Origin of the sequence: Gordonia rhizosphera NBRC 16068 (assembly GCF_000298195.1) — a bacterium.
GTDB lineage: Bacteria > Actinomycetota > Actinomycetes > Mycobacteriales > Mycobacteriaceae > Gordonia > Gordonia rhizosphera.
In genome coordinates this window covers 1-23508 of the sequence record NZ_BAHC01000042.1, presented here as the reverse complement: position 1 = coordinate 23508, position 23508 = coordinate 1, and the positions used below count along the sequence as shown (strand labels likewise).

Below are 23508 nucleotides of genomic sequence, written 5' to 3'. Positions count from 1 at the left end.
ACGGTCGCGACGACCGACGAAGCCACGGTTCACGATCGCCATGCCGTGATCTTAGCGTGTGCGCGACGGTCAGATGTGTAGGCCGAGAAGGGCGTTCTCGAGCACCTCGGGCATCGCCGGATGGATCCAGAACTGGCCGCGGGCCATCGCACGTGCGTCGAGTCCGAACGACATCGCCTGGATGACCGGCTGGATCACGGTCGGCGCCTGCGGACCGAGGATGTGGCAGCCGAGCAACCGTCCGGACCTGCGCTCGGCGATGAGCTTGCAGAAGCCGGTGGTGTCCTCCATCGCCCAGCCGTAGGCGACATCGCCGTAGTCCTGGATCTTCACCGTGATGTCGAGGCCGCGTTCGAGCGCCTCCTCCTCGGTCAGGCCCACACATGCGATCTGGGGATGGGTGAAGACCGCCGCGGGCACGAACCGGTGGTCGAAGGCGTCGAGATCGGCTGCGTCCCAACCCTTGAGCAGATTGGCCTGCACCACCCGGCCCTCGTGGTTGGCGACGTGTTTGAGCTGATAGGGCGAACTCACGTCACCGAAGGTCCACACGCGCTCGGCACTGGTACGACCGTGCCGGTCGCAGACCACGCGGCCCTCGTCGTCGAGGTCGATGCCGACCGAGGAGAGGTTGAGCCGATCGCCGTTGGGCCACCGCCCGGTCGCCACGAGCAGCACGTCTCCGTCGACGTGAGTGCCGTCCTTGAGGCTCACCCGCACCCCGCCGTCGGAGCGGTCCTCCGCGCCGATCACCTCGGCGTTGAGGTGCACATCCCACTTCTCGCGGGCGATGTCGGTGAAATGGAGCGAGACGTCGCGTTCGAGTTGGCGCAGCAGGGCCGGGCCCCGCGCGAGGATCGACACCCGTGACCCCAGAGATCCGAAGACGTGGGCGAATTCGGCTGCGATGTAACCACTTCCGACGATGATCAGATGCTCCGGCAGCGCCTCGAGACGCATCACGTCGTCGTTGGTGTAGTACCGCACGGCGCTGTCGGCGATCACCGACGGGACCGTGGCACGCGAACCGGCGGCCAGCACCACCTCGCGTGCGCGCACCTCGGCGTCCGTGGTCACCAGCCGATAACGACCCGCCTCGTCGCGGCCGTCGAACTCGACATGCGAGGGGTACACGGTGATGTTCGGGCAGCGGTCGACGCGGTACTCCTTACCGCCGGCCGAGATCGGATCGATCCGGCCGAAGATGCGCTTGACGATCGACGGCCAGTCCACCGCGTCGACGCGTGCGTGCACTCCGTAGGACTCCGCCTCCCGGACCGTGTCGGCGACCTCGGCGGAGTAGACGAACATCTTGGTGGGGATGCAGCCGACATTGAGGCAGGTGCCGCCGTAGACCCCCTCCTCGAAGATCGCGATCGACTTGTCGTCGAACCGTTCGTCGGGGATCGAGTTGCCGCCGCCGCTGCCGATGATTGCCAGGTCGACGATCTGCGTGGTCACGAGCGGCCCCCGGCCGCCGGGTTCGTCGCCGCGTCCGCCGACGATGCGGAGTCCGTGCCCGCACCGATCGTGGTCTGCAGCCACGCATCGACCTCATGGTAGGCCGCGCTGCGTGCCCGCTGCACCGACAAGAACACGTCGTGGCGGGCGTCGGTGATCGGCACGATCGCCACCCGGTCACCGAGACAGCCGACCCAACGAGCCATGTGCCGCACGTCGAGGACGACGTCGGAGTTGTCGATGTGGCCGAGCCGGTTGCGGTCGTAGAAGGTCTTGTCCGAACGGAGCACCAGTGCCGGCACGCCCACGTCGATGCCGCGGTGCAGCCGGGCGTGACCCCGCCGGACCGCGTTGAGGAAGCCGAACCGCACCGGGAACCCGCCCATCGGCTTGAGCGAGAGCTCGTAGGCCCATTCGCCGCGGCCGCTCTCGTGGATGCTCCTGCCGTACTCCTCGGACAACTCCTGCGGGATCACCGCCCGCGGCCGCACGGCGGCGACCCCGCGCAACAGCAGTGACACCGGCAGCGATCGCAGCAGCGGGCCGCCCTGCAGATCGAACCAGGGGCTGTTGAGCAGCAGCCCGGCCACGTGGGCGTGGCGCCGGGGTGACTGTGCGCGCAGCCGGTCGAGCCACAGCGGGGCGATCAGCCCACCGGTGGAATGGGCGCCGACGATCACCCGCGCCGGCCCGCCGGAGGCGCGCGTCTCGTCGACGATGACGTCGAGCGCCCGGCCCAGCTCCTCGTCGTAACTTCGCAGGTCGGTGGTGAAGTGAGCGGTGTGCTGCGGTAGTAGCGAGCGGCCGCACTTGCGCAGGTCGAGGGCATAGAACGCGTAGCCCCGGTCGTGGAAGAAATCGGCCAGCGGTTCGTGGAAGAAGTAGTCGGTGAACCCGTGCAGGTAGAGGACGGCGCCGTTCGCCGACGGTTCCGCGCCGGCCTTGCGGACCAGGGTGGCGGTGATCGGATCCTCGCCATCGGGGTCCGGACCCAACGGCAGGGTCAACACCTCGTAGCGGTCCAACAGATGATCGGGCTGCCAGGTATGCGCCGGCCGCTCGCCGTCGAGTCCATGTCCGGAGGATGTGGTCACGAGGTCCACTCTAGAGAAGCGGACGCCGCCGCCCCCAGGTGGAGAAAGTGTCGCCCAGCCCACACTTTGCCCCGGGCGATTCTGTCGTTGCCGACCATATGGGGAACAATGGCCGTTGACACCGGACGAACGACAGGGAAACCCGGATCGTCCCAATCAGCGCAAGGAGAGATCGCACGTGTCTCAATCGGTGATCAAGACGGACGTCGCACTCGTCGGTGCGGGAATCATGAGCGCCACGCTCGGCGCGCTGCTGCGCCGCCTGGAGCCGAACTGGTCGATCAGCCTGTTCGAGCGCCTCGATGCCGCTGCGGCCGAGAGCAGCGACCCGTGGAACAACGCCGGTACCGGTCACTCCGCGCTCTGCGAGCTGAACTACACCCCCAGGACCGCCGACGGCGACGTGAACATCGACAAGGCGCTGTCCATCAACGAGCAGTTCCAGGTGTCTCGGCAGTTCTGGGCCTACGGCGTGGACAACGGCATCCTCGGGGATCCGAGCGAGTTCATCAACCCCATCCCGCATGTCAGCTTCACCCACGGCGAGGCCGGGGTCGACTACCTGCGCAAACGGTATGACCGCCTGGCCGGACAGGTCCTGTTCGAGGGCATGGAGTTCATCGACGACCCGGCGATGTTCACCGAGCGGCTGCCGCTGATGTCGGCCGGCCGTGATTTCTCCGACCCGGTCGCGCTCAACTGGTTCACCGACGGCACCGACGTCGACTTCGGTGCGCTGACCCAGCAGCTGATCAACTCCATCGGACGCTCGGGTGCCGACATCTACTTCGGCCACGCGGTGACCAACCTGTCGCAGCAGTCCGACGGCAGCTGGATCGTCAAGGTGCGCAACCTGCGCACCAAGGAAAAGGTGTCGGTGCACGCGAAGTTCGTGTTCGTCGGCGCCGGCGGCGGTGCCCTGCACCTGCTGCAGAAATCGGGCATCTCCGAGGCCAAGGGCTTCGGCGGGTTCCCGGTCTCCGGCGAGTTCTTCCGCTGCACCAACCCGGACCTGATCGGCGAGCACCAGGCCAAGGTCTACGGGCAGGCCGCCGTGGGCGCACCGCCGATGTCGGTGCCGCACCTCGACACCCGGGTCATCAACCACAAGCCGGGTCTGCTGTTCGGCCCCTATGCCGGCTGGTCGCCGAAGTTCCTCAAGAGCGGGAAGATCACCGACCTGCCGGCCTCGATCAAGCCGAACAATCTGCTGCCGATGCTGTCGATCGCGCCGCAGGAGTTCGGTCTGCTGAAGTACCTGGTCAGCGAGCTGGCCGCCAGCCGCAGCGACCGGGTCAACACGCTGCGCGAGTTCGCGCCGCGCGCCGACGGACACGACTGGGAGCTGATCACCGCCGGGCAGCGCGTCCAGGTGATCCGTAAGACCGGCGTCGGCGGCAGCCTCGAGTTCGGCACGGCCGTCGTGACGGCCGCCGACGGCACCATCGGTGGTCTGCTGGGTGCGTCGCCGGGAGCCTCGACCGCCGTGCCCGCGATGCTGCAGGTCCTCGAGCGTTGTTTCCCCGCGGAGTACAAGGGCTGGACCCCGGCGCTGACCGAGATGATCCCGTCGTTCGGTCAGAAGCTCTCCGACAACCGCGACCTGTTCCGTCAGGTCTGGGACTGGACCAGCGCCAGCCTCGCGCTCAAGCGAGGCAGCGAGGTCGCCACCGCCGATGCCGATCGGACACCGGCCCCGGCGGTCTGAGACCTCATCTGGTGGGTCACGGCCCGAGTGTGATAGTCACGACACCATGACTTCGGTAGGGCAGCTGCATCACAGCGCGTCCGACGACCTCGACGCGGCCACGCTGTACGCGCTCCTGCGACTGCGTGTCGACGTGTTCGTCGTCGAGCAGGCGTGCCCGTATCCCGAGCTCGACGGACGTGACCTGGACCCGCATACGCAACACTTCTGGATCACCGACGACGACGGCCTGGTGATCGCCACCCTCCGGCTGCTCGCCGACCCACCGGCCGCGGACGGGAGTCCGGTGTACCGGATCGGGCGCGTGTGTACCGAACGCGGCCACCGCGGCCAGGGGCTCACTGCGCGTCTGATCCGTGCCGCGCTCGCGGAGGCCGGTGATCATGCGTGCCGCATCGACGCACAGGCCTATCTCGTGGACATGTACGCGAAGTTCGGTTTCATGGTCGAGGGTGAGGAATACCTCGAGGACGGCATCCCGCATGTCGCGATGCGGCGCGACCCGGCCGGAGCCCCGGGCGCGCCGACCGCGGCCCAGGACGCGGTGCGATGACGGGTACCCGCGCGGCGTCCGATGCGTCGCCGATCCGTTACCCGTTCAGCGCCGTCGTCGGCCACGACCGACTCAAGCTCGCCCTGATCCTCTCCGCTATCTCACCCGGTATCGGCGGGGTGCTGATCCGCGGTGAGAAGGGCACCGCGAAGTCGACGATCGTGCGCGGTCTCGGGCCGCTGCTCGACGACGGCGCCGACGGCCACGGACGCGTGGTGGAACTGCCGATCGGCGCCACCGAGGACCGCGTGATCGGGTCGCTCGACCTGACCGCGGTGCTGAGCGAGGGACGCGCGGAGTTCACCCCCGGGCTGCTGGCGCGCGCCGACGGCGGCGTGCTCTACATCGACGAGGTCAATCTGCTCGCCGATCACCTCGTCGACGTCCTGCTCGACGCCGCCGCGAGCGGCCGGGTCACCATCGAACGCGACGGCGTCTCGCACACCCAGTCCGCCGACTTCGTGCTCGTCGGCACGATGAACCCGGAGGAGGGGGAGCTGCGCCCACAGCTCCTCGACCGTTTCGGGCTCGCGGTGGACGTGGCCGCCGGACGCGACATCGACGAGCGGGTGGCCGTGATCCGCCGTCGTATGGAATTCGATTCGGACCCTGAGGGTTTCGTGACGTCCTTCGCCGAGGCAGAGGACACCCTGAAGCGTCGGATCGCGGCGGCACGCGCGGTGGTGTCGCGGGTGACCCTGTCGACGGCCGAGCTGCGGCGGATCGCCGGGATCTGCGCGCATCTCGAGGTCGACGGGCTGCGCGGCGACATCGTCGTCGCCCGCACCGCGGCGGCTCACGCGGCCTGGCGGCAGGCCGACGCGGTCACTGCCGACGATGTGCGGGTCGCCGTGGAACTCGCGTTGCCGCATCGTCGGCGTCGCAACCCGTTCGACGAATCCGGTTTGACCGCAGACCAACTCGACGACGCCATGGAATCCGGTGCCGAGGCGGCCGATGCGTCGGGCCCCGACGGCGACCCCGACCCCACCGATCCCGGCCCCGGCGGATCACCCCCCGATGCTCCCGATACCGCGCAGGACACCGGCCCCGAGGCCGCAAAGACTCCTGCGTCCGAGGTCGATACCGAGCCGACCGAGACCACCACACCTGCCGACGATCCGGCGCCGGCACCCGCCGCCGGCGGCGCACGATTCGGTTCCCCGCGCATCGGCGACGCGGTGCGCCGGATGACGCGACTGCGCGTGGACGGCCTCGGCGACGGCGACCCGGGCCGACGGTCCCTGGCCCGCTCCCGACGCGGACAGACCACGCGGGCCGTCGATTTCGCCGCCGGAGCGCCGGTGCACCTGTTCGGCACGGTCCTCTCCGCGGCCGGACGCGTCGAGGACCGCGACACCGGCGTCGCCGCGACACTGCGGGTCGGATCCGACGACCTGCGTGCCGCCGAGCGGATCGGCCAGGAGGGCAACCTCGTCGTGTTCCTGGTGGACCTGTCGGGATCGATGACCGCGCGTCGTCGACTCACCGCGGTCACCGAGCTGTGCGTCGATCTGCTGCGCGACTCCTACACTCGCCGCGACCGGGTGGCCGTGGTCGTCGCCCGCGGTTCGTCGGCGACGGTGGTGGTGCCGCCGACCCGGTCGGTCGACATCGCCGTACGGCGCCTCGCCGAGGTGCGTACGGGCGGGCGGACACCGCTGGCCGAAGGTCTGCGCACCGCAGCAGATCTCGTCGACCGGGCCGTCCGCCGTGAACCGCGGCGCCGCCCGCTGCTGGTGGTGCTCACCGACGGCCGGGCCACCTCCGGTCCGGACGCAGCCATCCGGGCGCGGTGCGCGGCAACCGAGATCGGCCGCAAGGGTGTCGAGTCGGTCGTCGTGGACTGCGAGCAGGGCATGATCCGTCTCGGTCTCGCCGCCGAACTCGCCGTCGCGCTCGGCGCCCGGTGCCTGCCCATGGACGACCTCACCGCCCGCGCACTGACCGGGCCGGGCCGGGCGGCCTGAGACCACCCCGCCCGACGTCGACGACCCGAGAACCACCACGCCCGACACGAGGAGACCCGAGTTGCCCCAGGGAGTACCCGACAGCGTCCCCGACGACGGGTTGACCACGCGTCAGCGGCGCAATCTGCCGGTGCTGGCGGTCCACACCGGCGACGGCAAGGGGAAGTCGACCGCGGCGTTCGGGATGGCGATGCGCGCCTGGAACGCCGGTATGCGGGTGGCCGTGTTCCAATTCGTCAAAAGCGCGAAATGGCGGGTGGGGGAGGAGACCGCACTCACTGCGCTCGGCGACCTCCATGAGCAGACCGGTGCCGGCGGTCCGGTGGAATGGCACAAGATGGGTCAGGGCTGGTCGTGGTTGCGCGCCAACGCCGACCACGACGAGGACCACGCCGCCGCCGCGCGGGCCGGCTGGGCCGAGATCGCCCGGCGCCTCGCCTACGAGGAGCACGACTTCTACGTCCTCGACGAGTTCACCTACCCGCTCGACTGGGGGTGGATGGACACCGACGAGGTGGTGTCCGTGCTGAGCGCACGCCCCGGCCGCCAACACGTCGTGATCACCGGGCGACGGGCCCCCGCGGCGCTGATCGAGGCCGCCGATCTGGTGACCGAGATGCGCAAGATCGCCCATCCGATGGACGCCGGCCGCAAGGGGCAAAAGGGTATCGAATGGTGACGAGGAGGCGACCGACACCGTGAGCGGAATTCCCGCGGTGGTCATCGCCGCACCCGCATCGGGCAGCGGCAAGACCACCGTCACCACCGGCCTGATCGGTGCCCTGCGGGCCGCCGGGCACCGCGTCGCCCCGTTCAAGGTCGGTCCCGACTACATCGATCCCGGCTACCACGCCGTGGCCGCCGGCAGGGTGGGACGCAACCTCGATCCGAACCTCGTCGGCGAGGACCGGATCGGCCCGCTGTTCGCTGCGGGATCGGCAGCGGCCGACATCGCCGTCGTCGAGGGCGTGATGGGGCTGTTCGACGGGCGGATCCTCGGGGCCGCCGCGACCGGGCCCGACGACGGCGAGCCCGCCGGCGATCCGGTCGGTTTCGGGTCCACCGCCCATGTGGCCCGTCTGATCGGGGCGCCCGTCGTGCTCGTCGTCGACGCGGCCGGGCACAGCCAGTCGCTGGCGGCGGTGCTGCACGGCTTCATCGGCTACGAACCGTCCATCCGGATCGCCGGGGTCATCCTCAACCGGGTCGGTTCGCCACGACACGAGGCGGTGCTGCGGCAGGCATGCGCACGGGTCGGCCTGCCGGTGTTCGGGGTGTTGCGGCGCAATCCCGACCTGCAGGTGCCCTCTCGCCACCTCGGGCTGATCCCCGCCGCCGAACGCAGCGCCGACGCGGTCCGCGCAGTGGACGCGATGACCGCCAAGGTGGGCGCGGCCCTGGATCTAATGGCGATCGTCGCCGCCGCACGCACCCGCATCCACCGCGTCACCGAACCGTGGTCGCCGGTCACCGCGATCGGAGCCGGGCTGGTGCCTGCTTCCCGGCCGCGGCCTCCGGTGGTCGCGGTGGCCGGCGGGGCCGCCTTCACCTTCGGATACGCCGAGCACCGGGAACTGCTCGAGGCCGCGGGCGCCGACGTCGTCGGATTCGATCCGCTGCGCGATCGGCTTCCGGCCGACACCGATGCGGTGGTGATCGGCGGAGGATTCCCCGAGGAACATGCGGCCGAGTTGTCGGCGAACGAGGCGCTGCGCGCCGGTCTGGCCGCGCACGCCGCCGCGGGGCGGCCGATCCTCGCCGAGTGCGCAGGACTGCTCTACCTGGCGACGGAGCTCGACGGACATCCGATGACCGGTGTGCTCGACATCGTCGGGCATTTCGGACCGACCCTCACCCTCGGCTACCGCGACGCGGTCGCCGTCGGGGACTCGGTCGCGTTCCGCGCGGGTGAGCGGGTGACGGGCCACGAGTTCCATCGGTCGACGGTGAGCGCTGGTAGTCCGACCGGGCGCGGTGAGCCCGCGTGGGCGTGGCGGGATCATCACGGCCGGCCGGGGACACACGGATTCGCCGTCGGCGGGGTGCATGCCTCCTACCTGCACGTCCACCCGGCCGGAAGTCCTTCGGCCGTGGCACGATTCGTCGCATCGGCGCGGGCCGCGTCGACGATGGGAGAGGAGCGCGCCGGATGAACTCACGGGGACTGAACGAGGCACTCGACGCCCTGGCCCGCCACGGTGCCGACGATCCCGCGGTGCTCCGCGACCTGCTCGAGGCGGTGCTCGTCGTCGGGCAGGGCCTCGAGCTCGACGAGGCGCTGCAACGCATCGTCGAGATGGCGACCTCGGTCGTGGACGCCCGCTACGGCGCGCTGGGCGTGCGCGGTCCCGACGGCGGTTTGAGCGCGTTCGTGAACACCGGTCTGTCGAAGGCCCAGCGGGCGCGGATGGAACACCTCCCGATCGGACGCGGGGTGCTGGGGCTTCTCATCGACCATCCGCAGGTGCTGCGCATCCCGGAGTTGTCCAAGCATCCGGCCTCGGTGGGATTCCCCGAGGGCCACCCCCCGATGCACACCTTCCTCGGCGCGCCGATCATCGTGCGGGGGTCCGTCTTCGGCAGCATCTATCTGACCGAGAAGCAGTCGGCGCTCGAGTTCAGCGAGGTCGACGAGACACTGGTGGCGGTGCTGGCCGTGGCCGCCGGTATCGCCGTCGACAACGCGCGGCTGTTCGAACGGGCCCGCACGCGGCACCGGTGGATGCAGGTGCTGGCGCGGCGTGGGTCGGAGCCGCTGGCCGGGATTGCGCTGGCCGACACGCTGTCGCGGCTGTGTTCGGACGTTGCCGAACTCACCGACGCGGTCGACGTCTTCCTGCTGACCGACGAGGCCGGGGAGATCACCGTGGCCGGTCACACCGGGCCGCCGGTCGTCGTCGGGGACATGGTGTTGCCGGCGCGTGGCAGCCGGTCGGTGGTCATCGCCGACGAGGTCCCCTCCGAACTGATCCGCCGCGACGCGGCGTGGGTGACGGTGCAGCCGTTGCAGCGGGCCGCCGGCGCGTTCGGCTGGATCGTGATCACCCACCGCAGCCGGCCCGACTGGGACGACGAGGCCGCGTCGGGGCTCGCCGGTGTCGCCGAGGTCGCCTCTCTGTCGGTCGTCTACGCCGAGCAGCAGCAGGTCGCGCGCGACCTCGAGGTACTCGAGGACCGGCATCGGATCGCCCGCGATCTGCACGATCACGTGATCCAGCGGCTGTTCGCGATCGGGATGTCGGTCCAGACGATGCTCGCAGCGCATGCGGCGGGACAGCATATGGAGACCGAGGAGGCCGAACGCGCCACGACCGCGCGGCTCGAGCAGGTGGTCACGGATCTGGATCGGACCATCGCCCAGATCCGTACGTCGATCTTCGACCTGCAGACGGTACCGGGCCTGCACGACACCACCACTCTGCGTCGTCGGGTGCTCGACATCGTCTCCGAGTTGGCCACCCACGCACCGATCTCACCGGGTGTGCAGTTCGCCGGACCGGTCGACACCGTGGTGCCGGAGTCGTTGGGGCCGCATATCGACGCCGTGTTGAGGGAGGGGCTGTCCAACGCGCTGCGCCACGCCGACGCCGAGCACATCGACGTCTCGGTCCGTGCGGACGACGGCGTGCTGTCGGTCGAGATCAGCGACGACGGCGTCGGGATCGGTTCGGACGTCACCTACCGGGGCCTGGACAACCTGACGCGGCGGGCCGAGGAATGCGACGGGGTGTTCAACGTGGTGACCTCACCGCGGGGGAAGCGGCATGCCGGCGGGACGACCCTCACCTGGTCGGTGCCGCTCACCGGTCAGTCGCCGCAGTGACCGCGCGTCCGGGAGCCGCGGCGACGCTGTGCCGCGGCGGCTAGGCCTTGCCGTCGCGGATCTTGGTCGCCATCACCGCGACCTGTGTGCGGCGCTGCATGTCCAGCTTGGCGAGGATGCGTGAGACGTAGTTCTTGATGGTTTTCTCGGCCAGGAACATCCGTTCGGCGATCTGCCGGTTCGTCAGGCCGTCGCCGATGAGGTTGAAGACCTCACGCTCCTGTGAGGTGAGTTCTGCCAGCGGGTCGGCGGCGGTGGCGGTTTTTCCGGCCCGCAGCTTGGCGAGCAGCGCGGCGGTGCTGCGATCGTCGAGGAGCGAGCCGCCCTTCCCGACGGTACGGACGGCGGCGACGAGGTTGTGGCCGAGGATCTGTTTGAGCACGAAGCCCGACGCGCCCGCGAGGACCGCGGCGAGCAACGCATCGTCGTCGGCGTAGCTCGTCAGCATCAGACAGTGCACCGACGGTTCGGCCGCCCGGATGTCGCGGCACAGTTCGACACCGCTGCCGTCGGGCAGCCGGACGTCGAGCACCGCGACGTCGGGCCGGGTCGCCAGGATGCCGACGCGTGCCTCACCGACGGAGGCGGCCTCGCCGACGACCTCGAGGTCCTCGGCGGTCCCGAGCAGGTCCCGTAGTCCTCGACGCACGAGTTCGTGGTCATCGACGAGGTAGACGCGGACGGGCTGGGTGTCGGTGGAGCCGTCGGGGGAGGGATCGGCAGGCATGCACTGACGGTACCGCAGGTCAGTGCCGTTCGAGACCTCGAAGGTGGCGACCTGAGTCCCCCCGGTTCGGGACCTTCGGCTCACGTCGGCCACCGCATGCACAGCGCAGAGTTGGTACCTGCCCAGAGAATGCCGACACCAAGGAGAACGATGACCAGCCTGATCGGTTCCGAGATGACAGGCTCGGATCTGCTGCGCGAGCTGCTTCCGGTCTGTGAGACCGAGGTCGAGCGCCACATGAAGATGACCAAGGACTGGCATCCGCACGACTACGTCCCCTGGGACGACGGCCACAACTTCGCGGCCCTGGGTGGTGAGGACTGGGATCCGTCGCAGTCGCAGCTGTCCGAGACGGCCAAGGCCGCGATGATCACCAACCTGCTCACCGAGGACAATCTGCCGTCCTATCACCGGGTGATCGCCGACAACTTCAGCCTCGACGACGCCTGGGGCTTCTGGGTCGGCCGGTGGACGGCCGAGGAGATGCGGCATTCGACCGTGATGCGGGACTACCTCGTCGTCACGCGTGGGGTGGACCCGGTGGAGCTCGAAGAGATCCGTATGCAGCACATGACGCACGGCTTCAACCCGCTGCCCGACGACGACGGTCAACGCGACCACAGCTTCGACATGCTCTACGCGGTCAGCTACGTGAGCTTCCAGGAACTCGCCACCCGGGTGTCGCACCGCAACACCGGCAAGGCGTGCGGCGACCCGATCGCCGACCGCATGCTGCAACGCGTCGCGGCCGACGAGAACCTGCACATGCTGTTCTATCGGAACATCGTCGCCGGTGGCCTCGATCTCGTCCCGGATCAGACGATGGCGGCCATCTACGCCATCGTCTCCAACTTCCAGATGCCCGGCGCCACCATGCCGAACTTCCGTCGCAACGCCGTGCTGATCGCGAAGGGCGGGATCTATGACCTGCCGCAGCACATGTCGGAGGTCGTGATGCCCGTGCTGCGGAAGTGGCGGATTTTCGAACGCGACGACTTCGGTCCGCTCGGCGAGCACTACCGCGACCTGTTGGCGAACTTCCTCGAGGAGATGAACGTCAAGGTGGTCAAGTTCGAGGAGTCCCGGGACCGTGCGCTGGCCCGTGCCCGGGCGAGGGGACTGGTCGACGCGGCGATCTGAGTATCGCGACACCGATGGCCGTTTTCGCCGCTGAGCGGCGGGAACGGCCATCCGTCGTGCGGCAGGGGTGCAGAGTGCGACGATCCCGCGTCGGTAGGATCATCAGCCATGTCTGCCACTGCCTCGTCCGGCTCGCAAGCCGACCGGAAGCACTACCTCGCCGGCCTCGATCTGACCGGCCGCAAGGTGGTTGTCGTGGGCGGAGGCTCGGTCGCACAGCGACGCCTGCCGAACCTGTTGACCGCGGGCGCCGACGTGCATGTGATCGCGATCGATCCGACCCCGGCCGTGGAGTCCACGCCCGGCGTCACCGTGATCCGGCGTGCCTACCAGCGCGACGACCTCGACGGTGCCTGGTATGTGATGGCCTGCACCGACGACCCTCAGGTCAACGCGGAGGTCGTCGCCGACGCCGAGGCCCGTCATACCTTCTGTGTCCGCGCCGACGACGCCCGCTTCGGTACCGCGGTGACCCCGGCCTCCGGGCGTCACCGCGACCTCCAGTTCGGTGTCCTCGCCGGGGGCGACCACCGGCAGTCGGCCGCGCTGCGGGCGGCGATCGGCCGTGCGCTCGCCGACGGTTCGCTCGCCGTCGACGACGACGCGCCGCACCCGCCCGGTGTCGCCCTGGTCGGCGGGGGACCGGGCGACCCGGACCTGATCACCGTGCGCGGACAGAAACTGCTTCAGATGGCCGACGTCGTCGTCGCCGACCGGCTGGCGCCGCCACAACTGCTCGCCGAACTCGGGCCACAGGTGGAGATCATCGACGCCGCCAAGGTCCCGTACGGGCGTGCGATGAAACAGGAGGCGATCAACGACGTGCTCGTCAGCCACGCCCGGGCCGGCAAGTTCGTCGTCCGACTCAAGGGCGGTGACCCCTATGTCTACGGCCGCGGTTTCGAAGAAGTGCAGGCGTGTGTGCAAGCGGGCATACCGGTCACCGTTGTGCCGGGCATCACCAGCCCGATCGCCGTTCCCGCCTCGGCGGGCATCCCAGTCACCCATCGCGGTGTGACGCATGAGGTGGTCATCGCGTCCGGACATGTCCCGCCCGACCACCCCGATTCGTTGACGGACTGGGCGGCGATCGCACGGCTGAGCGGAACGGTCGTGCTGATGATGGCGGTGGAGCGCATCGACGCATTCGCGCAGGTCCTGCTCGACGGCGGCCGGGCGCCGTCGACCCCGGTGGCGATGATCGAGAACGGGTCGCTGCCCACCCAGCGCGTCCTGCGCACCGACCTCGCCCACGCCGCCGTGACCGCGGCCGAGCAGGATCTGCGTCCCCCTGCCATCGTGGTGATCGGGGATGTGGCAGGTTTCACCGAACTCGCATACTGATTCGGCAACATTCCAACAGTGATTGGCCCATCCGGCGCTCAGGACGGTACCGTCCAACGTTATGTCCGCACCGGAAACCTCGAGACCCGCGCCCCCCATGGTGACGCCGGCGTATCGTAGTGTCTTCGGGCCGGCGATCCTGGTCCTGTCCGGCATGCAGTTGTTGATGGTGCTCGACGGCACCGTCGCCGCGCTCGCGCTGCCGCGGATCCGGGATGCCCTCCACCTGTCCGAGTCCGGTACGAACTGGATCATCAGCAGCTATGTCCTCGCCTTCGGCGGGCTGATGCTGCTCGGCGGGCGGTTGGGCGACGCGTTTGGCCGCAAACGCATGTTCATCGTGGGCGTCGCCGCGTTCACGATCACCTCACTGCTGTGTGGTGTCGCCTGGAACGAGACGAGCCTCATCGTCGGCAGGGCGTTGCAGGGTGCATCGGCGGCGGTCGCCGCACCCACAGCGATGGCGCTGGTCGCCACCACCTTCGCCCCCGGCAAGGCGCGCAGCCAGGCGTTCGCGATCTACGCCGCGATGACCGGCGTCGGATCGGTGGCCGGGCTGATACTCGGCGGGGTGCTGACCCAGATCTCGTGGCGGTTGGTCTTTCTGATCAACGTCCCGATCGGTCTTCTGGTGGGTGTGGGTGCCCTGGTGGTGCTGCGGGAATCGCAGGGTGAACGCCTGGCCCTCGACGTCCCCGGCGCGGTTCTCGCGACGCTGGGCTGCACCTTGCTCGTTCTCGCGGTCAACGAGGGACCCGACGGGTGGGCGCGGCCGCTCGTCGTCGGATCGTTCCTGCTCGGCGCGCTCTCGCTGGCAGCGTTCATCGTCGTCGAACGGCGCGCCAGCCACCCCATCCTGCCGTTCGTGCTCTTCGACAACCGCAGCCGCGTCGCGGCGCTGGCCGCCATCTTCTTCGCCAGCATGATCATGATGTGCATGGCGGTGTTCATCTCGCTCTACCTGCAGGGCATCCTCAAGTACACGCCGATCGAAAGCGGTCTCGCCGTCGTCCCGTTCGCCTTCGGGCTCGGTGCCGCCGCGGCGATCGCATCGAAACTCGCGCTGGCCATCCAGCCCCGGTGGCTGGTGCTGTTCGGCGGCACCATCATCCTGGCGGGCTGCCTGTACGCGTCGTCGATCGCCACGAGGGGTCCCGGATACTTCCCGGAGATCGCTCTCCCGGTCCTGGTGATCGGTATCGGCGTGGGCTTCGCCGTGATCCCGCTGACGCTGTCGGTGGTGGCCGGCGTCGGGCCCACCGAGATCGGACCGCTCACCGCGCTGGCCCAGGTCGCCCAGAACCTCGGCGGTGCGATCGGGCTCGTCGCCGTCGGTGCCGCGGTCACGTCGCGGGCGCTGTCGGAGGGCGGAACCACCGGACCCGTCGAGGAGATGACGCCGGCCCAGCTGGCCGCGCAGGCCAACGGTTACGGTCTGGCGTTCGCGTGTTGCGCGGGTATCGCGGTGATCGCGGCGATCGTCGTGCTGTTCATGCGGTTCACCCCGGAAGAGGTGGCCGAGGGCCAGGCGGCGCAGGAGGCCGCCAACGCCAACCTCGACGTGGATCTACCCGGCCACCCCTGACGCCGACGGCACCCGATCTCTCGCCGACGGCACCCGTCTTTTCGCCGAGGGCACCCGATTTCTTGCCGACGGCACCCGATCTCTCGCCGACGGCACCCGCTTTCTTGCTGAGGGCACCCGATCTCTCGCCGACGGCAGCCGTTTTCTCGCCGACGGCAGCCGGTTACGTGGTCGTCAGCCGGTGACGACCACGATCTCCTGTGCCTTGGCGATCTCCACGCGCTGGCCGGCATCCGACAACACTGCGGCAAGACCGTTGATGTCGCGCACTCGACGGCGTGTGCGGACCAGCTCGCGGGCCATCAGCCCCTTGTAGTGCTTGTTGAAGTGGCTGACCACCTTGCGGCTGCCGTCGGCGGCCTCGGTCACGACGGTGGCGGTGACCGCGCCGCGGACCGGACCCAATTGCTGATAGACCCCGGAGCGCAGGTCGACGACGAAGTCGTCGATGGTGTCGAGACCTGCCGAGAGGTCCGGCTTCCACACCGAGGCCAATGTCGGCATCCCGGGGAGCTTCGACCCGCCGGAGAGACGATAGGCCGGGATCATGTCGGCGGCGCGGACCACGCCGAACAACGCGGATCCGATCGCCAGCCGATCCGCCGCCTTTGCCTTGCCGGCCCGGGTGAGCGCGCCGTGGTCGAGCGCGTCGTAGAGGACCCCGGTGTAGCGTTCGATCGCCGGTCGGGTGGGGGAGAGCCAGAGATCGGCGTTGCGGTCGATCTCGGCGAGCTGCGTGCGACCGAGTCCCAGTGCGTGTCGGCTGGCGTCGAGGTCTGCGGCGAGGTCGACGAGCGTGTCCGCGATGCGCTTGCGGGTCGGGTTCAGCTCGTCGAACGAGAGTGTGTCCAGGTCGAGCGGAGCGCCCCGGCCGCCGTCGGACTTCGTTTCGGAGGGCGGCAGGATGACGAGCACCGCAACACCATAACGAGCCCGGACACGGCACGTCTAAGCTGGTCACCTGTGATCACACGGATGTCGACCCTGTTCCTGCGCACTCTGCGCGACGATCCCGCCGACGCCGAGGTACCCAGCCACAAGCTGCTGGTCCGCGCCGGTTATGTGCGCCGCGCCGCGCCAGGCGTCTACAGTTGGCTGCCGCTCGGGCTCCGCGTGCTCAAGGCCGTCGAGCAGGTCGTCCGCGAGGAGATGGACGCGATCGGGGCCCAGGAGATCCTGTTGCCCGCGCTACTTCCGCGCGACCCGTACGAGACGACGGGCCGCTGGACCGAGTACGGCGATGGACTCTTCCGCCTCGTCGACCGCAAGGGTGCGGACATGTTGCTCGGCCCCACCCACGAGGAACTGTTCGCTCAACTCGTGAAGGGTGAGTACTCGTCGTACAAGGACCTGCCCGTCATCCTTTATCAAGTCCAGACGAAGTACCGCGACGAGGAGCGTCCGCGCGCGGGGATCCTGCGCGGCCGCGAGTTCGTGATGAAAGACGCCTACTCGTTCGACCTCGACGACGATGGCCTGAAGGCTGCCTACGACGCGCACCGCGAGGCCTATCAGAAGATCTTCCGTCGCCTCGATGTCCGCTACGTGATCGTCGCGGCCACGTCCGGCGCGATGGGCGGCAGTGCCTCCGAGGAGTTCCTCGCGGAGAGCGAGGTCGGGGAGGACACCTTCGTGCGCTGCCTCGAGTCCGGCTACGCGGCCAACGTGGAGGCAGTTATCACCCCAGCACCGGATCCGATTCCGTTCGACGGACTGCCCGAGGCCACGGCCTACGACACGCCGAATGCCACGACCATCGAGGCCCTGGTCCAGTGGGCGAACGCGACCCTGGAGGGGACCTACGGGGGTCAGGACACCCTCAAGACCATGGTGCTCAGGGTGCGACAGCCGGGCGGGGTGTGGGAGCTCACCGGCATCGGTGTCCCCGGCGACCGGGAGGTCGACATGAAGCGCCTCGAAGCATCGCTGGAGCCTGCCGAGGTGGAGGTGTTGCCCGAGGACGGCTTCGCCGCGTACCCGTTCCTGGTGAAGGGCTACATCGGTCCGAAGAGTCTCGTGGAGAACGGAGTCCGGTTCTTGGTCGACCCGCGGGTGGTGGACGGCACCTCATGGATCGCCGGCGCCGACGAGCCGAACAAGCATTACGTCGGTCTCGTGGCCGGCCGCGATTTCACCGCGGACGGCACCATCGAGGCCGCCGAGGTGCGTGACGGCGATCCCTCGCCGGACGGCAAGGGACCGCTGGTCTCGGCCAAGGGTATCGAGATCGGTCACATCTTCCAGCTCGGACAGAAGTACACCAACGCGTTCGAGGTCGATGTCCTCGGGGAGAGCGGCAAGCCGGTGCGGCTGACCATGGGTTCCTACGGGATCGGGGTGTCGCGTCTCGTGGCGGTCATCGCCGAGCAATGCCACGACGAGAAGGGGCTGCGCTGGCCACGGTCGGTGGCCCCGTTCGCGGTGCACCTCGTCATCGCCAACAAGGACGGTGCCGCCATCGACGGTGCGCACCGACTTGCCGAGGACCTCGACGCGGCCGGGCTGTCGGTGCTGCTTGACGACCGCAAGGCGTCACCGGGCGTCAAGTTCAAGGACGCCGAACTGCTCGGCATGCCTGTCGTCGTGGTGGTCGGTCGTGGATATGCCAACGGCACCATCGAGATCCGGGACCGCTTCACCGGCGAGGCGACCGAGGTGGCCGTCGACGTTGCTGTCAGCGCGGTGACCGCGGCCGCACGCGCCTGAGGACCTCAAAGCTGACTGCACGCGGGGGGCCGACGGGCTTGAGTCGCCACCGGTGTGTCCGCCGGACCGAGATCCGGCGGACACACGGGGTGCGCCCCGGTTTCACACTATGGAGTTTTCAAGGAACGTGCGTCCGGGGAGTTCCCGGGTGGTCTATTCGGTCGGGGCAGGACGTGCTGCTGGTCGGTTCTTCTCGGTCAGGCCGGGCTGCTGGTCAGGTGTGCTCGGTCGTGGTCGGGTCAGGCCCTGGGATCAGGGCCTCAGGTCAGGCGGCGACGCCGTCCAGGTGCATGGTCCGCCGGTTGTAGGCCGGTATCGGGGTGCGGTTCGGGTCCTGCTCCACCGGCGGCAGCAGCCAGGGATGCCGGTCGGCGCCCATGATGATGTCCCAACCGGAGGCGTGGATTTGGGCGTGACACGAGGTGCACAACAGGCAGCCGTTGTCCAGGTCGGTGGGACCCCCGTCAGCCCAATGGTCGATGTGATGACACTGCGTATACCCTGCTGCCGCACCGCATTTGACACAACAGTGGTCGCGGACGATCAACGCCTTGCGTTGATGGTGGGTGAACAGGCGTTGCGGGTGTCCCATGTCCAACGGCACCTTCTCGCCGTCGACGATGATCGCCGTGACGGTGGCATCACAGGACAGCGTTTTCGCCAGGGTCTGCGAGATCGGGCCCAGCCACTGCAACGCCGCCGCATCCGGGGTGTCGACCGGGACGGTCAGATTCAACTGCGTTTTCGGGGCCGCCACCAGTTCGGTGACACCCGAACTGGCGGCGCGGGCGGCCGCATCCAGGATCATCTCCAACGCATCCGCACGGCGCTGCCCCGCGCTGCGGGCATCCTCGGACCCGTCGGGTTCGGGACGCTTCTGCGACAGGGATTCGATCGCCGACACCAGTTTCTCCCCGATCACGATGTCCAGATTCGCCTGCACCTCCAACCGGCCGTCGTCGGTGGGCGTGGTCGTCCACTCGTTGATGGTGCGGTCCTCACCGGCCGGCACACCACCGTGGTCGTCGGCGATCTGGTTGCCGATGCTGCGGGCGGTGTCGAGCACCTCGCGCGGGGTGGCCCCGGCAAACGCCTGGGCGATCAACGCCAACTGGTGTTCGATGCGTGAGACCTCGCTCAACGGTTCCGGGGCGCGTTTCTCGATATGCCCCATGCCGCGGACCAGGGCATCGACGTGTTCACCAGAGAAAACCCCATCGCCGGAATACGCCGCGACCCGTTCCAGGGTGGTCAAGGCGGCCGCGATCCGCAGCCACCGATCCGCCGCCGTGGGTGCGGCACCCATCTCGATCAACAACGCCCGGGTTTTGCCGCCGGTCTGCCGGGCCACCCCCAACCGATCCAGCGCACCCGCGTGCACGGCGAGTTGATGGTCGACCACGTTACGCAGGCCCATCAGGATCTTGGTGGTGTCGTACACCTCGCGGCCGGTGGCGTCGGAGGTGATGGTCAGGTCACGGACGGTGGGGAGCAGGTTGTCGAGTGGCATGCCCCCATGGTAGTCGAACACCTGTTCGAATACAATGGTCAAACTGAAGCGATTTCGTTGCGCTGCAATGGTTTTCGAAACCGAAAATGGCTCAGACGATCATCTTATCGTGGGGATCCGACAGGTATTTCGGCGAGAGGAGTTCCGAAGGGTGACGATCACCCGATCCCGATCCCTCACGTCGGCGAACCGGGGAACGCGAGCGTCACCGGCGACATCCGCAGGATCGCACGCAGTCGGGCCGCGCGGACTGCGGAGTCGGTGAGGCCGTCGAGGCCCAGCCGGCGCGCCGGCGCATCGTCGGCACGCTCGAGCAGCGCGCGGTAGGCCTCGGTGCAGTCGACCTCGGCGGCGAGCAGAGCCCGCACCGCACTCACCGGATCCTTCACGGCGACGGGGAGGGTGTAGCCGGCCGCCGCCTCGGGGACCGGTGCCTGGGCGGCGATCAGGGCCTGCGACAGGGTGTCGCGGGCCGCCCGGTGCGCGGCACTGAAGGTGGCGACGGTGTCGCGGCGGGTGGCGGAGACGAAGGCGGTGACCACACCGTAGGTGAAAATCGCCGCGTTCTCCGCGTCCACGGCCGCCGAGAGCGCATCGGTCGTCTCGGTCATTGCAGTTGCACCTCCACCATCGACGTCACCGACGCACTGATCGCGCCGGCGAGCCCGGCGGGATATCCGACGAGCGAGGATGTCGCGTCGCCCGCCGCCCGCGCCGACGACGCGAGCTGCTCACGCAGCGCCGGCACGGTCGTGGCTGTCGGTGTCGTCGTGGCCGACGGACCGGCAGAGGACGAAGCAGCAGAGGACGAAGTGGGGGAGTCCACCGGGGACGAGGCGGGAGCAGACGACAACGCCGCCGGCGTGGCGATTCGGCGCGCAGTGTCCTGGTCGAGACGGGTGATCTCCTCGCGCAGTGCCTGGGCGTGCGCGGCGCGCTGTTCGGCGACGACCCCGAGCGCGTCGGTGTACTCGGGTGCCCGCGGCGCGAGTTCCTGCGCAGCGGCTTGATCGGCGAGGGCCTGATCGGCGAGCGGCAGCAGAGTGGCTGCGGTGATCTGCTCCGGCGTCGGACCGCGATCACAGGCCGCGAACGCCGGTGCCGCGACGGTTCCGACGGCGACGACGAGACCGCCGCGCAGGACCGCGCGTCGGGTCAGGGGTGAACTCACGCGACACATGATGCCAGTTCCCGGGGCAGCGTCCGGCAGCGACTCAGCGCGACCGTCCGTTCGCCAGTGCCCCGTTCGGTGTGCCCGCCATCAACTACGATGATGGTCGAGGTGCGGCCGTCCGGTCGTGCCGCGACGATGCGCGCAACCAGGCAGCGAAAACTGAAGACGAGGAGTACGCCGTGCCCGCCATCACCGCCGAACAGGTGAGTGACCTCGTCCAATCGGTGGTCGTCGATCGCGGGTTCGATCTCGAGGATGTCGTCGTGTCGTCGTCGTCGGGTCGTACCGACGTCACCGTTGTCGTCGACCGGGACGGCGGCAGCGACCTCGACGTCCTCGCCGACCTCAGCCGTGAGATCTCCGACGTCCTCGACGAGGAGCCGTCGATCGCCGACGCTGCTTACGTCCTGGAGGTCACCTCCCCGGGTGTCGACCGGCCGCTGACCCTCGACCGGCATTGGCGTCGGGCGCGGGGCCGCAAGGTCACGGTGGACCTCGCGGCTGTCGACGACTCTCCGGCGCGGCGCCTGACCGGCCGTATCGGGCCGGTCGAGGACGGCCGGGTCCGCCTGATCGTCAACGAGCGGGGCCGCCTGCGGTCGACCGACGTGGACCTCGCGGCCGTGACCCGGGCCATCGTCGAGGTCGATTTCTCCCGACCTTCCGCCGCCGAACTACAGATGTGCGGTCTCGGCGCGGACGAGATCGCGCGTCGCCGAACCGATGACTGACCCGGCGGCCCCCGATCTCGCAACGCCCCGTCCGCCGATCTGCACACAATCGAATCCGACAAGTGAATAGGAGCCGACAAATGAATAGGAGCCCAGCCCCATGAACATCGACATCAACGCGTTGCGCATGATCGAGGCGGACAAGGGCATCTCGATCGACACGGTGATCACCGCCATCGAGACCGCTCTGCTGACCGCGTATCGCCACACCGACGGCTTCGAGCCGCACGCCCGCATCGACGTGAACCGCAAGACCGGCGCGGTGCGGGTGATGGCCCAGGAACTCGACGACGCCGGCGAGGTCGTCCACGAGTGGGACGACACGCCGGAAGGGTTCGGCCGCATCGCCGCCACCACCGCCCGTCAGGTCATCCTGCAGCGCCTCCGCGATGCCGAGAACGAGAAGAACTTCGGCGACCTCGTCACCCATGAGGGCGAGATCGTCGGTGGTGTGGTGCAACAGGACGCTCGTGCCAACGCCCGCGGCATGATCGTCGTGGCGATCGGCAGTGACTCCAACAGCGCCGAGGGTGTCATCCCGCCGGCCGAGCAGGTGCCCGGCGAGACCTACACCCACGGCGACCGCATCAAGTGCTACGTGGTGGGGGTGACACGCGGCCCGCGCGGACCGCAGATCACGCTGTCGCGCACTCACCCGAACCTGGTTCGCAAACTGTTCTCCCTCGAGGTGCCCGAGATCGAGGACGGCTCGGTGGAGATCGTCGCCGTCGCCCGCGAGGCGGGCCACCGGTCCAAGATCGCCGTGCACACCGGGGTCTCCGGCCTCAACGCGAAGGGTGCCTGCATCGGGCCGATGGGGCAGCGGGTGCGCAACGTGATGAGTGAACTCGCCGGGGAGAAGATCGACATCATCGACTACGACACCGATCCGGCGGTGTTCGTCGGCAACGCGTTGTCGCCGGCCAAGGTGATGTCGGTGGAGGTGGTTGACCTCGCGAGCAAGGCGGCGCGCGTGGTGGTGCCCGACTATCAGCTCTCCCTCGCGATCGGCAAGGAGGGGCAGAACGCCCGCCTCGCGGCACGTCTGACGGGGTGGCGCATCGACATCCGGTCCGACGCCGACACCTCCTCACCTGCGTCGCACGGACGCCGACCCAGCCCGTAGAGGTCCTATCCAGGACCATCTAGCACCCCGACTGAGCAGCCGGTTATCCGAGAATCGCCCAGGCGCGCTAGACTGATCGATGGTTTAGCGAAGCGTGCCGACATCGAGCGAGGACAGGTTGCCGAAAGACACCATGTCCGAGTGCGGACCCGTCCGGATGTGTGTCGGTTGCCGCCGACGTGCCGCAGCGACGGATCTCGTCCGGGTTGTCGCCCGTCGGGAACCCGACCCGCCCGCGGTGGTGGTGGATCTCGCGAAGACCATGCCAGGACGAGGCGCCTGGTTGCATCCGCGACGCGACTGCGTGTCGGCCGCGGTGCGACGAAAGGCGCTTCCAACGGCACTTCGGGTCCCCGGTCTGACCGTGGACCCGGACGGCCTCGCCGAAATGCTCGGTGGGATCACCGAAGAAGAGGGCCAACCGGCCCGGAACAGGTAGCAGAAGACATGAGCACACCGTGAAGTACCCACGATGAGCGCGTATCGGACGTAACAACGAGGTCGCGGCGGGCAGCCCGCTCGACCTCCAAGTGAGGAGAGCAGTGGCAGGCAAGGCCCGCGTGCATGAACTGGCCAAAGAACTCGGCGTGACGAGCAAGCAGGTGCTCGAACGACTGAAGGAACAGGGCGAGTTCGTCAAATCAGCGTCGTCGACCGTCGAGGCCCCGGTGGCCCGTCGACTTCGCGAATCATTCCCCCAGGGTGGAGGGTCCAAGGACGCCGGGAAGTCCCAGGCGAAGCCGGGTGGCGCCCCCAAGCCGGGTGCGAACGGCTCCGGTGTGAAGCCCGGCCCAGCCCGTCCGGCACCCAAACCGGGTGCCCCCGTCCCCGGACGCAAGCCGGCCGCGGCCACCAC

General features: G+C 68.9%; 21 protein-coding genes. 14 read left to right on the top strand and 7 right to left on the bottom strand.

The annotated features are described in order from the left end of the window. Nucleotides 1–69: 69 nt before the first annotated feature. On the bottom strand, nucleotides 70–1461 hold the full coding sequence (mtr, locus tag GORHZ_RS03760; protein ID WP_006330501.1) for a mycothione reductase: 1392 nt from the start codon (nucleotides 1459–1461) through the stop codon (nucleotides 70–72). Next, entirely contained in the window at nucleotides 1458–2555 is a 1098-nt protein-coding gene (locus GORHZ_RS03755; RefSeq protein ID WP_006330500.1) for an alpha/beta hydrolase, read from the bottom strand. The genes mtr and GORHZ_RS03755 overlap by 4 nt, the downstream gene beginning before the upstream one ends. Before the next feature lie 178 nt (nucleotides 2556–2733). On the opposite strand from GORHZ_RS03755, the gene mqo reads away from it, so the two are divergent. The 6 genes from mqo to GORHZ_RS03725 all read left to right on the top strand — a co-directional run bounded on the left by mqo (nucleotide 2734) and on the right by GORHZ_RS03725 (nucleotide 10609). Next, nucleotides 2734–4263, top strand: coding sequence for a malate dehydrogenase (quinone) (gene mqo, locus GORHZ_RS03750; RefSeq protein ID WP_040530064.1), 1530 nt, complete (start codon nucleotides 2734–2736; stop codon nucleotides 4261–4263). A gap of 46 nt (nucleotides 4264–4309) precedes the next feature. Next, entirely contained in the window at nucleotides 4310–4816 is a 507-nt protein-coding gene (locus tag GORHZ_RS03745; protein ID WP_006330498.1) for a GNAT family N-acetyltransferase, read from the top strand. Further along, nucleotides 4813–6786, top strand: a complete 1974-nt coding sequence (locus GORHZ_RS03740) for a VWA domain-containing protein (RefSeq protein ID WP_006330497.1) — start codon at nucleotides 4813–4815, stop codon at nucleotides 6784–6786. The genes GORHZ_RS03745 and GORHZ_RS03740 overlap by 4 nt, the downstream gene beginning before the upstream one ends. A 61-nt stretch (nucleotides 6787–6847) precedes the next feature. Next, nucleotides 6848–7465 (top strand): cob(I)yrinic acid a,c-diamide adenosyltransferase, encoded by a 618-nt coding sequence (gene cobO, locus GORHZ_RS03735; RefSeq protein ID WP_006330496.1) that lies wholly within the window; start codon nucleotides 6848–6850, stop codon nucleotides 7463–7465. Nucleotides 7466–7484: 19 nt separating this feature from the next. After that, a complete protein-coding gene (locus GORHZ_RS03730; RefSeq protein WP_006330495.1) occupies nucleotides 7485–8939 on the top strand; it encodes a cobyrinic acid a,c-diamide synthase CobB in 1455 nt (484 codons plus the stop codon). Further along, on the top strand, nucleotides 8936–10609 hold the full coding sequence (locus GORHZ_RS03725; RefSeq protein WP_006330494.1) for a GAF domain-containing sensor histidine kinase: 1674 nt from the start codon (nucleotides 8936–8938) through the stop codon (nucleotides 10607–10609). Before GORHZ_RS03730 ends, GORHZ_RS03725 begins: the two co-directional genes overlap by 4 nt. 40 nt (nucleotides 10610–10649) lie before the next feature. Here GORHZ_RS03725 and GORHZ_RS03720 read toward each other — a convergent pair whose 3' ends face one another. Further along, the gene (locus tag GORHZ_RS03720; RefSeq protein WP_006330493.1) at nucleotides 10650–11336 is read right to left on the bottom strand and encodes a response regulator; all 687 of its coding nucleotides are present in this window, start codon (nucleotides 11334–11336) and stop codon (nucleotides 10650–10652) included. A gap of 150 nt (nucleotides 11337–11486) precedes the next feature. On the opposite strand from GORHZ_RS03720, the gene GORHZ_RS03715 reads away from it, so the two are divergent. The 3 genes from GORHZ_RS03715 to GORHZ_RS03705 all read left to right on the top strand — a co-directional run bounded on the left by GORHZ_RS03715 (nucleotide 11487) and on the right by GORHZ_RS03705 (nucleotide 15405). Further along, nucleotides 11487–12476 (top strand): acyl-ACP desaturase, encoded by a 990-nt coding sequence (locus tag GORHZ_RS03715; RefSeq protein WP_006330492.1) that lies wholly within the window; start codon nucleotides 11487–11489, stop codon nucleotides 12474–12476. A gap of 108 nt (nucleotides 12477–12584) precedes the next feature. Beyond that, entirely contained in the window at nucleotides 12585–13820 is a 1236-nt protein-coding gene (gene cobA / locus GORHZ_RS03710) for a uroporphyrinogen-III C-methyltransferase (RefSeq protein WP_006330491.1), read from the top strand. 61 nt (nucleotides 13821–13881) lie between these two features. After that, complete coding sequence (locus GORHZ_RS03705) at nucleotides 13882–15405, top strand: MFS transporter (protein ID WP_373279554.1); 1524 nt, start codon at nucleotides 13882–13884, stop codon at nucleotides 15403–15405. A gap of 174 nt (nucleotides 15406–15579) precedes the next feature. On the opposite strand, the gene yaaA is transcribed toward GORHZ_RS03705, so the two are convergent. Further along, entirely contained in the window at nucleotides 15580–16320 is a 741-nt protein-coding gene (gene yaaA / locus GORHZ_RS03700) for a peroxide stress protein YaaA (protein ID WP_006330489.1), read from the bottom strand. A gap of 60 nt (nucleotides 16321–16380) precedes the next feature. Between yaaA and GORHZ_RS03695 the strand changes: the two genes are divergently transcribed. Beyond that, nucleotides 16381–18111: a proline--tRNA ligase gene (locus tag GORHZ_RS03695; protein WP_006330488.1), complete on the top strand. Its 1731-nt coding sequence runs from the start codon at nucleotides 16381–16383 to the stop codon at nucleotides 18109–18111. Between the two features lie 265 nt (nucleotides 18112–18376). On the opposite strand, the gene GORHZ_RS03690 is transcribed toward GORHZ_RS03695, so the two are convergent. The 3 genes from GORHZ_RS03690 to GORHZ_RS03680 all read right to left on the bottom strand — a co-directional run bounded on the left by GORHZ_RS03690 (nucleotide 18377) and on the right by GORHZ_RS03680 (nucleotide 20801). Beyond that, a complete protein-coding gene (locus GORHZ_RS03690; RefSeq protein WP_051998745.1) occupies nucleotides 18377–19621 on the bottom strand; it encodes an HNH endonuclease signature motif containing protein in 1245 nt (414 codons plus the stop codon). Nucleotides 19622–19797: 176 nt separating this feature from the next. Continuing rightward, on the bottom strand, nucleotides 19798–20232 hold the full coding sequence (locus GORHZ_RS03685) for a ferritin-like domain-containing protein (protein ID WP_006330486.1): 435 nt from the start codon (nucleotides 20230–20232) through the stop codon (nucleotides 19798–19800). Beyond that, nucleotides 20229–20801, bottom strand: coding sequence for a hypothetical protein (locus GORHZ_RS03680; RefSeq protein ID WP_006330485.1), 573 nt, complete (start codon nucleotides 20799–20801; stop codon nucleotides 20229–20231). Before GORHZ_RS03680 ends, GORHZ_RS03685 begins: the two co-directional genes overlap by 4 nt. Nucleotides 20802–20974: 173 nt before the next feature. Here GORHZ_RS03680 and rimP point away from each other — a divergent pair, with 173 nt between their 5' ends. From rimP to GORHZ_RS03660, 4 genes are all read left to right on the top strand, one after another. After that, complete coding sequence (gene rimP / locus GORHZ_RS03675; protein WP_006330484.1) at nucleotides 20975–21526, top strand: ribosome maturation factor RimP; 552 nt, start codon at nucleotides 20975–20977, stop codon at nucleotides 21524–21526. Between the two features lie 100 nt (nucleotides 21527–21626). Next, the gene (nusA, locus tag GORHZ_RS03670; RefSeq protein ID WP_006330483.1) at nucleotides 21627–22652 is read left to right on the top strand and encodes a transcription termination factor NusA; all 1026 of its coding nucleotides are present in this window, start codon (nucleotides 21627–21629) and stop codon (nucleotides 22650–22652) included. Between the two features lie 133 nt (nucleotides 22653–22785). After that, the gene (locus tag GORHZ_RS03665; protein ID WP_006330482.1) at nucleotides 22786–23091 is read left to right on the top strand and encodes a YlxR family protein; all 306 of its coding nucleotides are present in this window, start codon (nucleotides 22786–22788) and stop codon (nucleotides 23089–23091) included. A 103-nt stretch (nucleotides 23092–23194) separates the two neighbouring features. Next, the coding region (locus GORHZ_RS03660; protein WP_006330481.1) for a translation initiation factor IF-2 N-terminal domain-containing protein at nucleotides 23195–23508 on the top strand (314 nt) is incomplete at its 3' end.

What these genes read in the sequence shown, in the direction of transcription:
- GORHZ_RS03745 (WP_006330498.1), top strand. Translation starts at nt 4,310, where the DNA reads ATGACTTCGGTAGGGCAGCTGCATCACAGCGCGTCCGACGACCTCGAC.
- GORHZ_RS03740 (WP_006330497.1), top strand. Translation starts at nt 4,813, where the DNA reads ATGACGGGTACCCGCGCGGCGTCCGATGCGTCGCCGATCCGTTACCCG.
- GORHZ_RS03725 (WP_006330494.1), top strand. Translation starts at nt 8,936, where the DNA reads ATGAACTCACGGGGACTGAACGAGGCACTCGACGCCCTGGCCCGCCAC.
- GORHZ_RS03720 (WP_006330493.1), bottom strand. Translation starts at nt 11,336, where the DNA reads ATGCCTGCCGATCCCTCCCCCGACGGCTCCACCGACACCCAGCCCGTC.
- GORHZ_RS03715 (WP_006330492.1), top strand. Translation starts at nt 11,487, where the DNA reads ATGACCAGCCTGATCGGTTCCGAGATGACAGGCTCGGATCTGCTGCGC.
- cobA (WP_006330491.1), top strand. Translation starts at nt 12,585, where the DNA reads ATGTCTGCCACTGCCTCGTCCGGCTCGCAAGCCGACCGGAAGCACTAC.
- GORHZ_RS03705 (WP_373279554.1), top strand. Translation starts at nt 13,882, where the DNA reads ATGTCCGCACCGGAAACCTCGAGACCCGCGCCCCCCATGGTGACGCCG.
- GORHZ_RS03695 (WP_006330488.1), top strand. Translation starts at nt 16,381, where the DNA reads ATGTCGACCCTGTTCCTGCGCACTCTGCGCGACGATCCCGCCGACGCC.
- GORHZ_RS03690 (WP_051998745.1), bottom strand. Translation starts at nt 19,621, where the DNA reads ATGCCACTCGACAACCTGCTCCCCACCGTCCGTGACCTGACCATCACC.
- GORHZ_RS03685 (WP_006330486.1), bottom strand. Translation starts at nt 20,232, where the DNA reads ATGACCGAGACGACCGATGCGCTCTCGGCGGCCGTGGACGCGGAGAAC.
- GORHZ_RS03680 (WP_006330485.1), bottom strand. Translation starts at nt 20,801, where the DNA reads ATGTGTCGCGTGAGTTCACCCCTGACCCGACGCGCGGTCCTGCGCGGC.
- nusA (WP_006330483.1), top strand. Translation starts at nt 21,627, where the DNA reads ATGAACATCGACATCAACGCGTTGCGCATGATCGAGGCGGACAAGGGC.
- GORHZ_RS03665 (WP_006330482.1), top strand. Translation starts at nt 22,786, where the DNA reads ATGTCCGAGTGCGGACCCGTCCGGATGTGTGTCGGTTGCCGCCGACGT.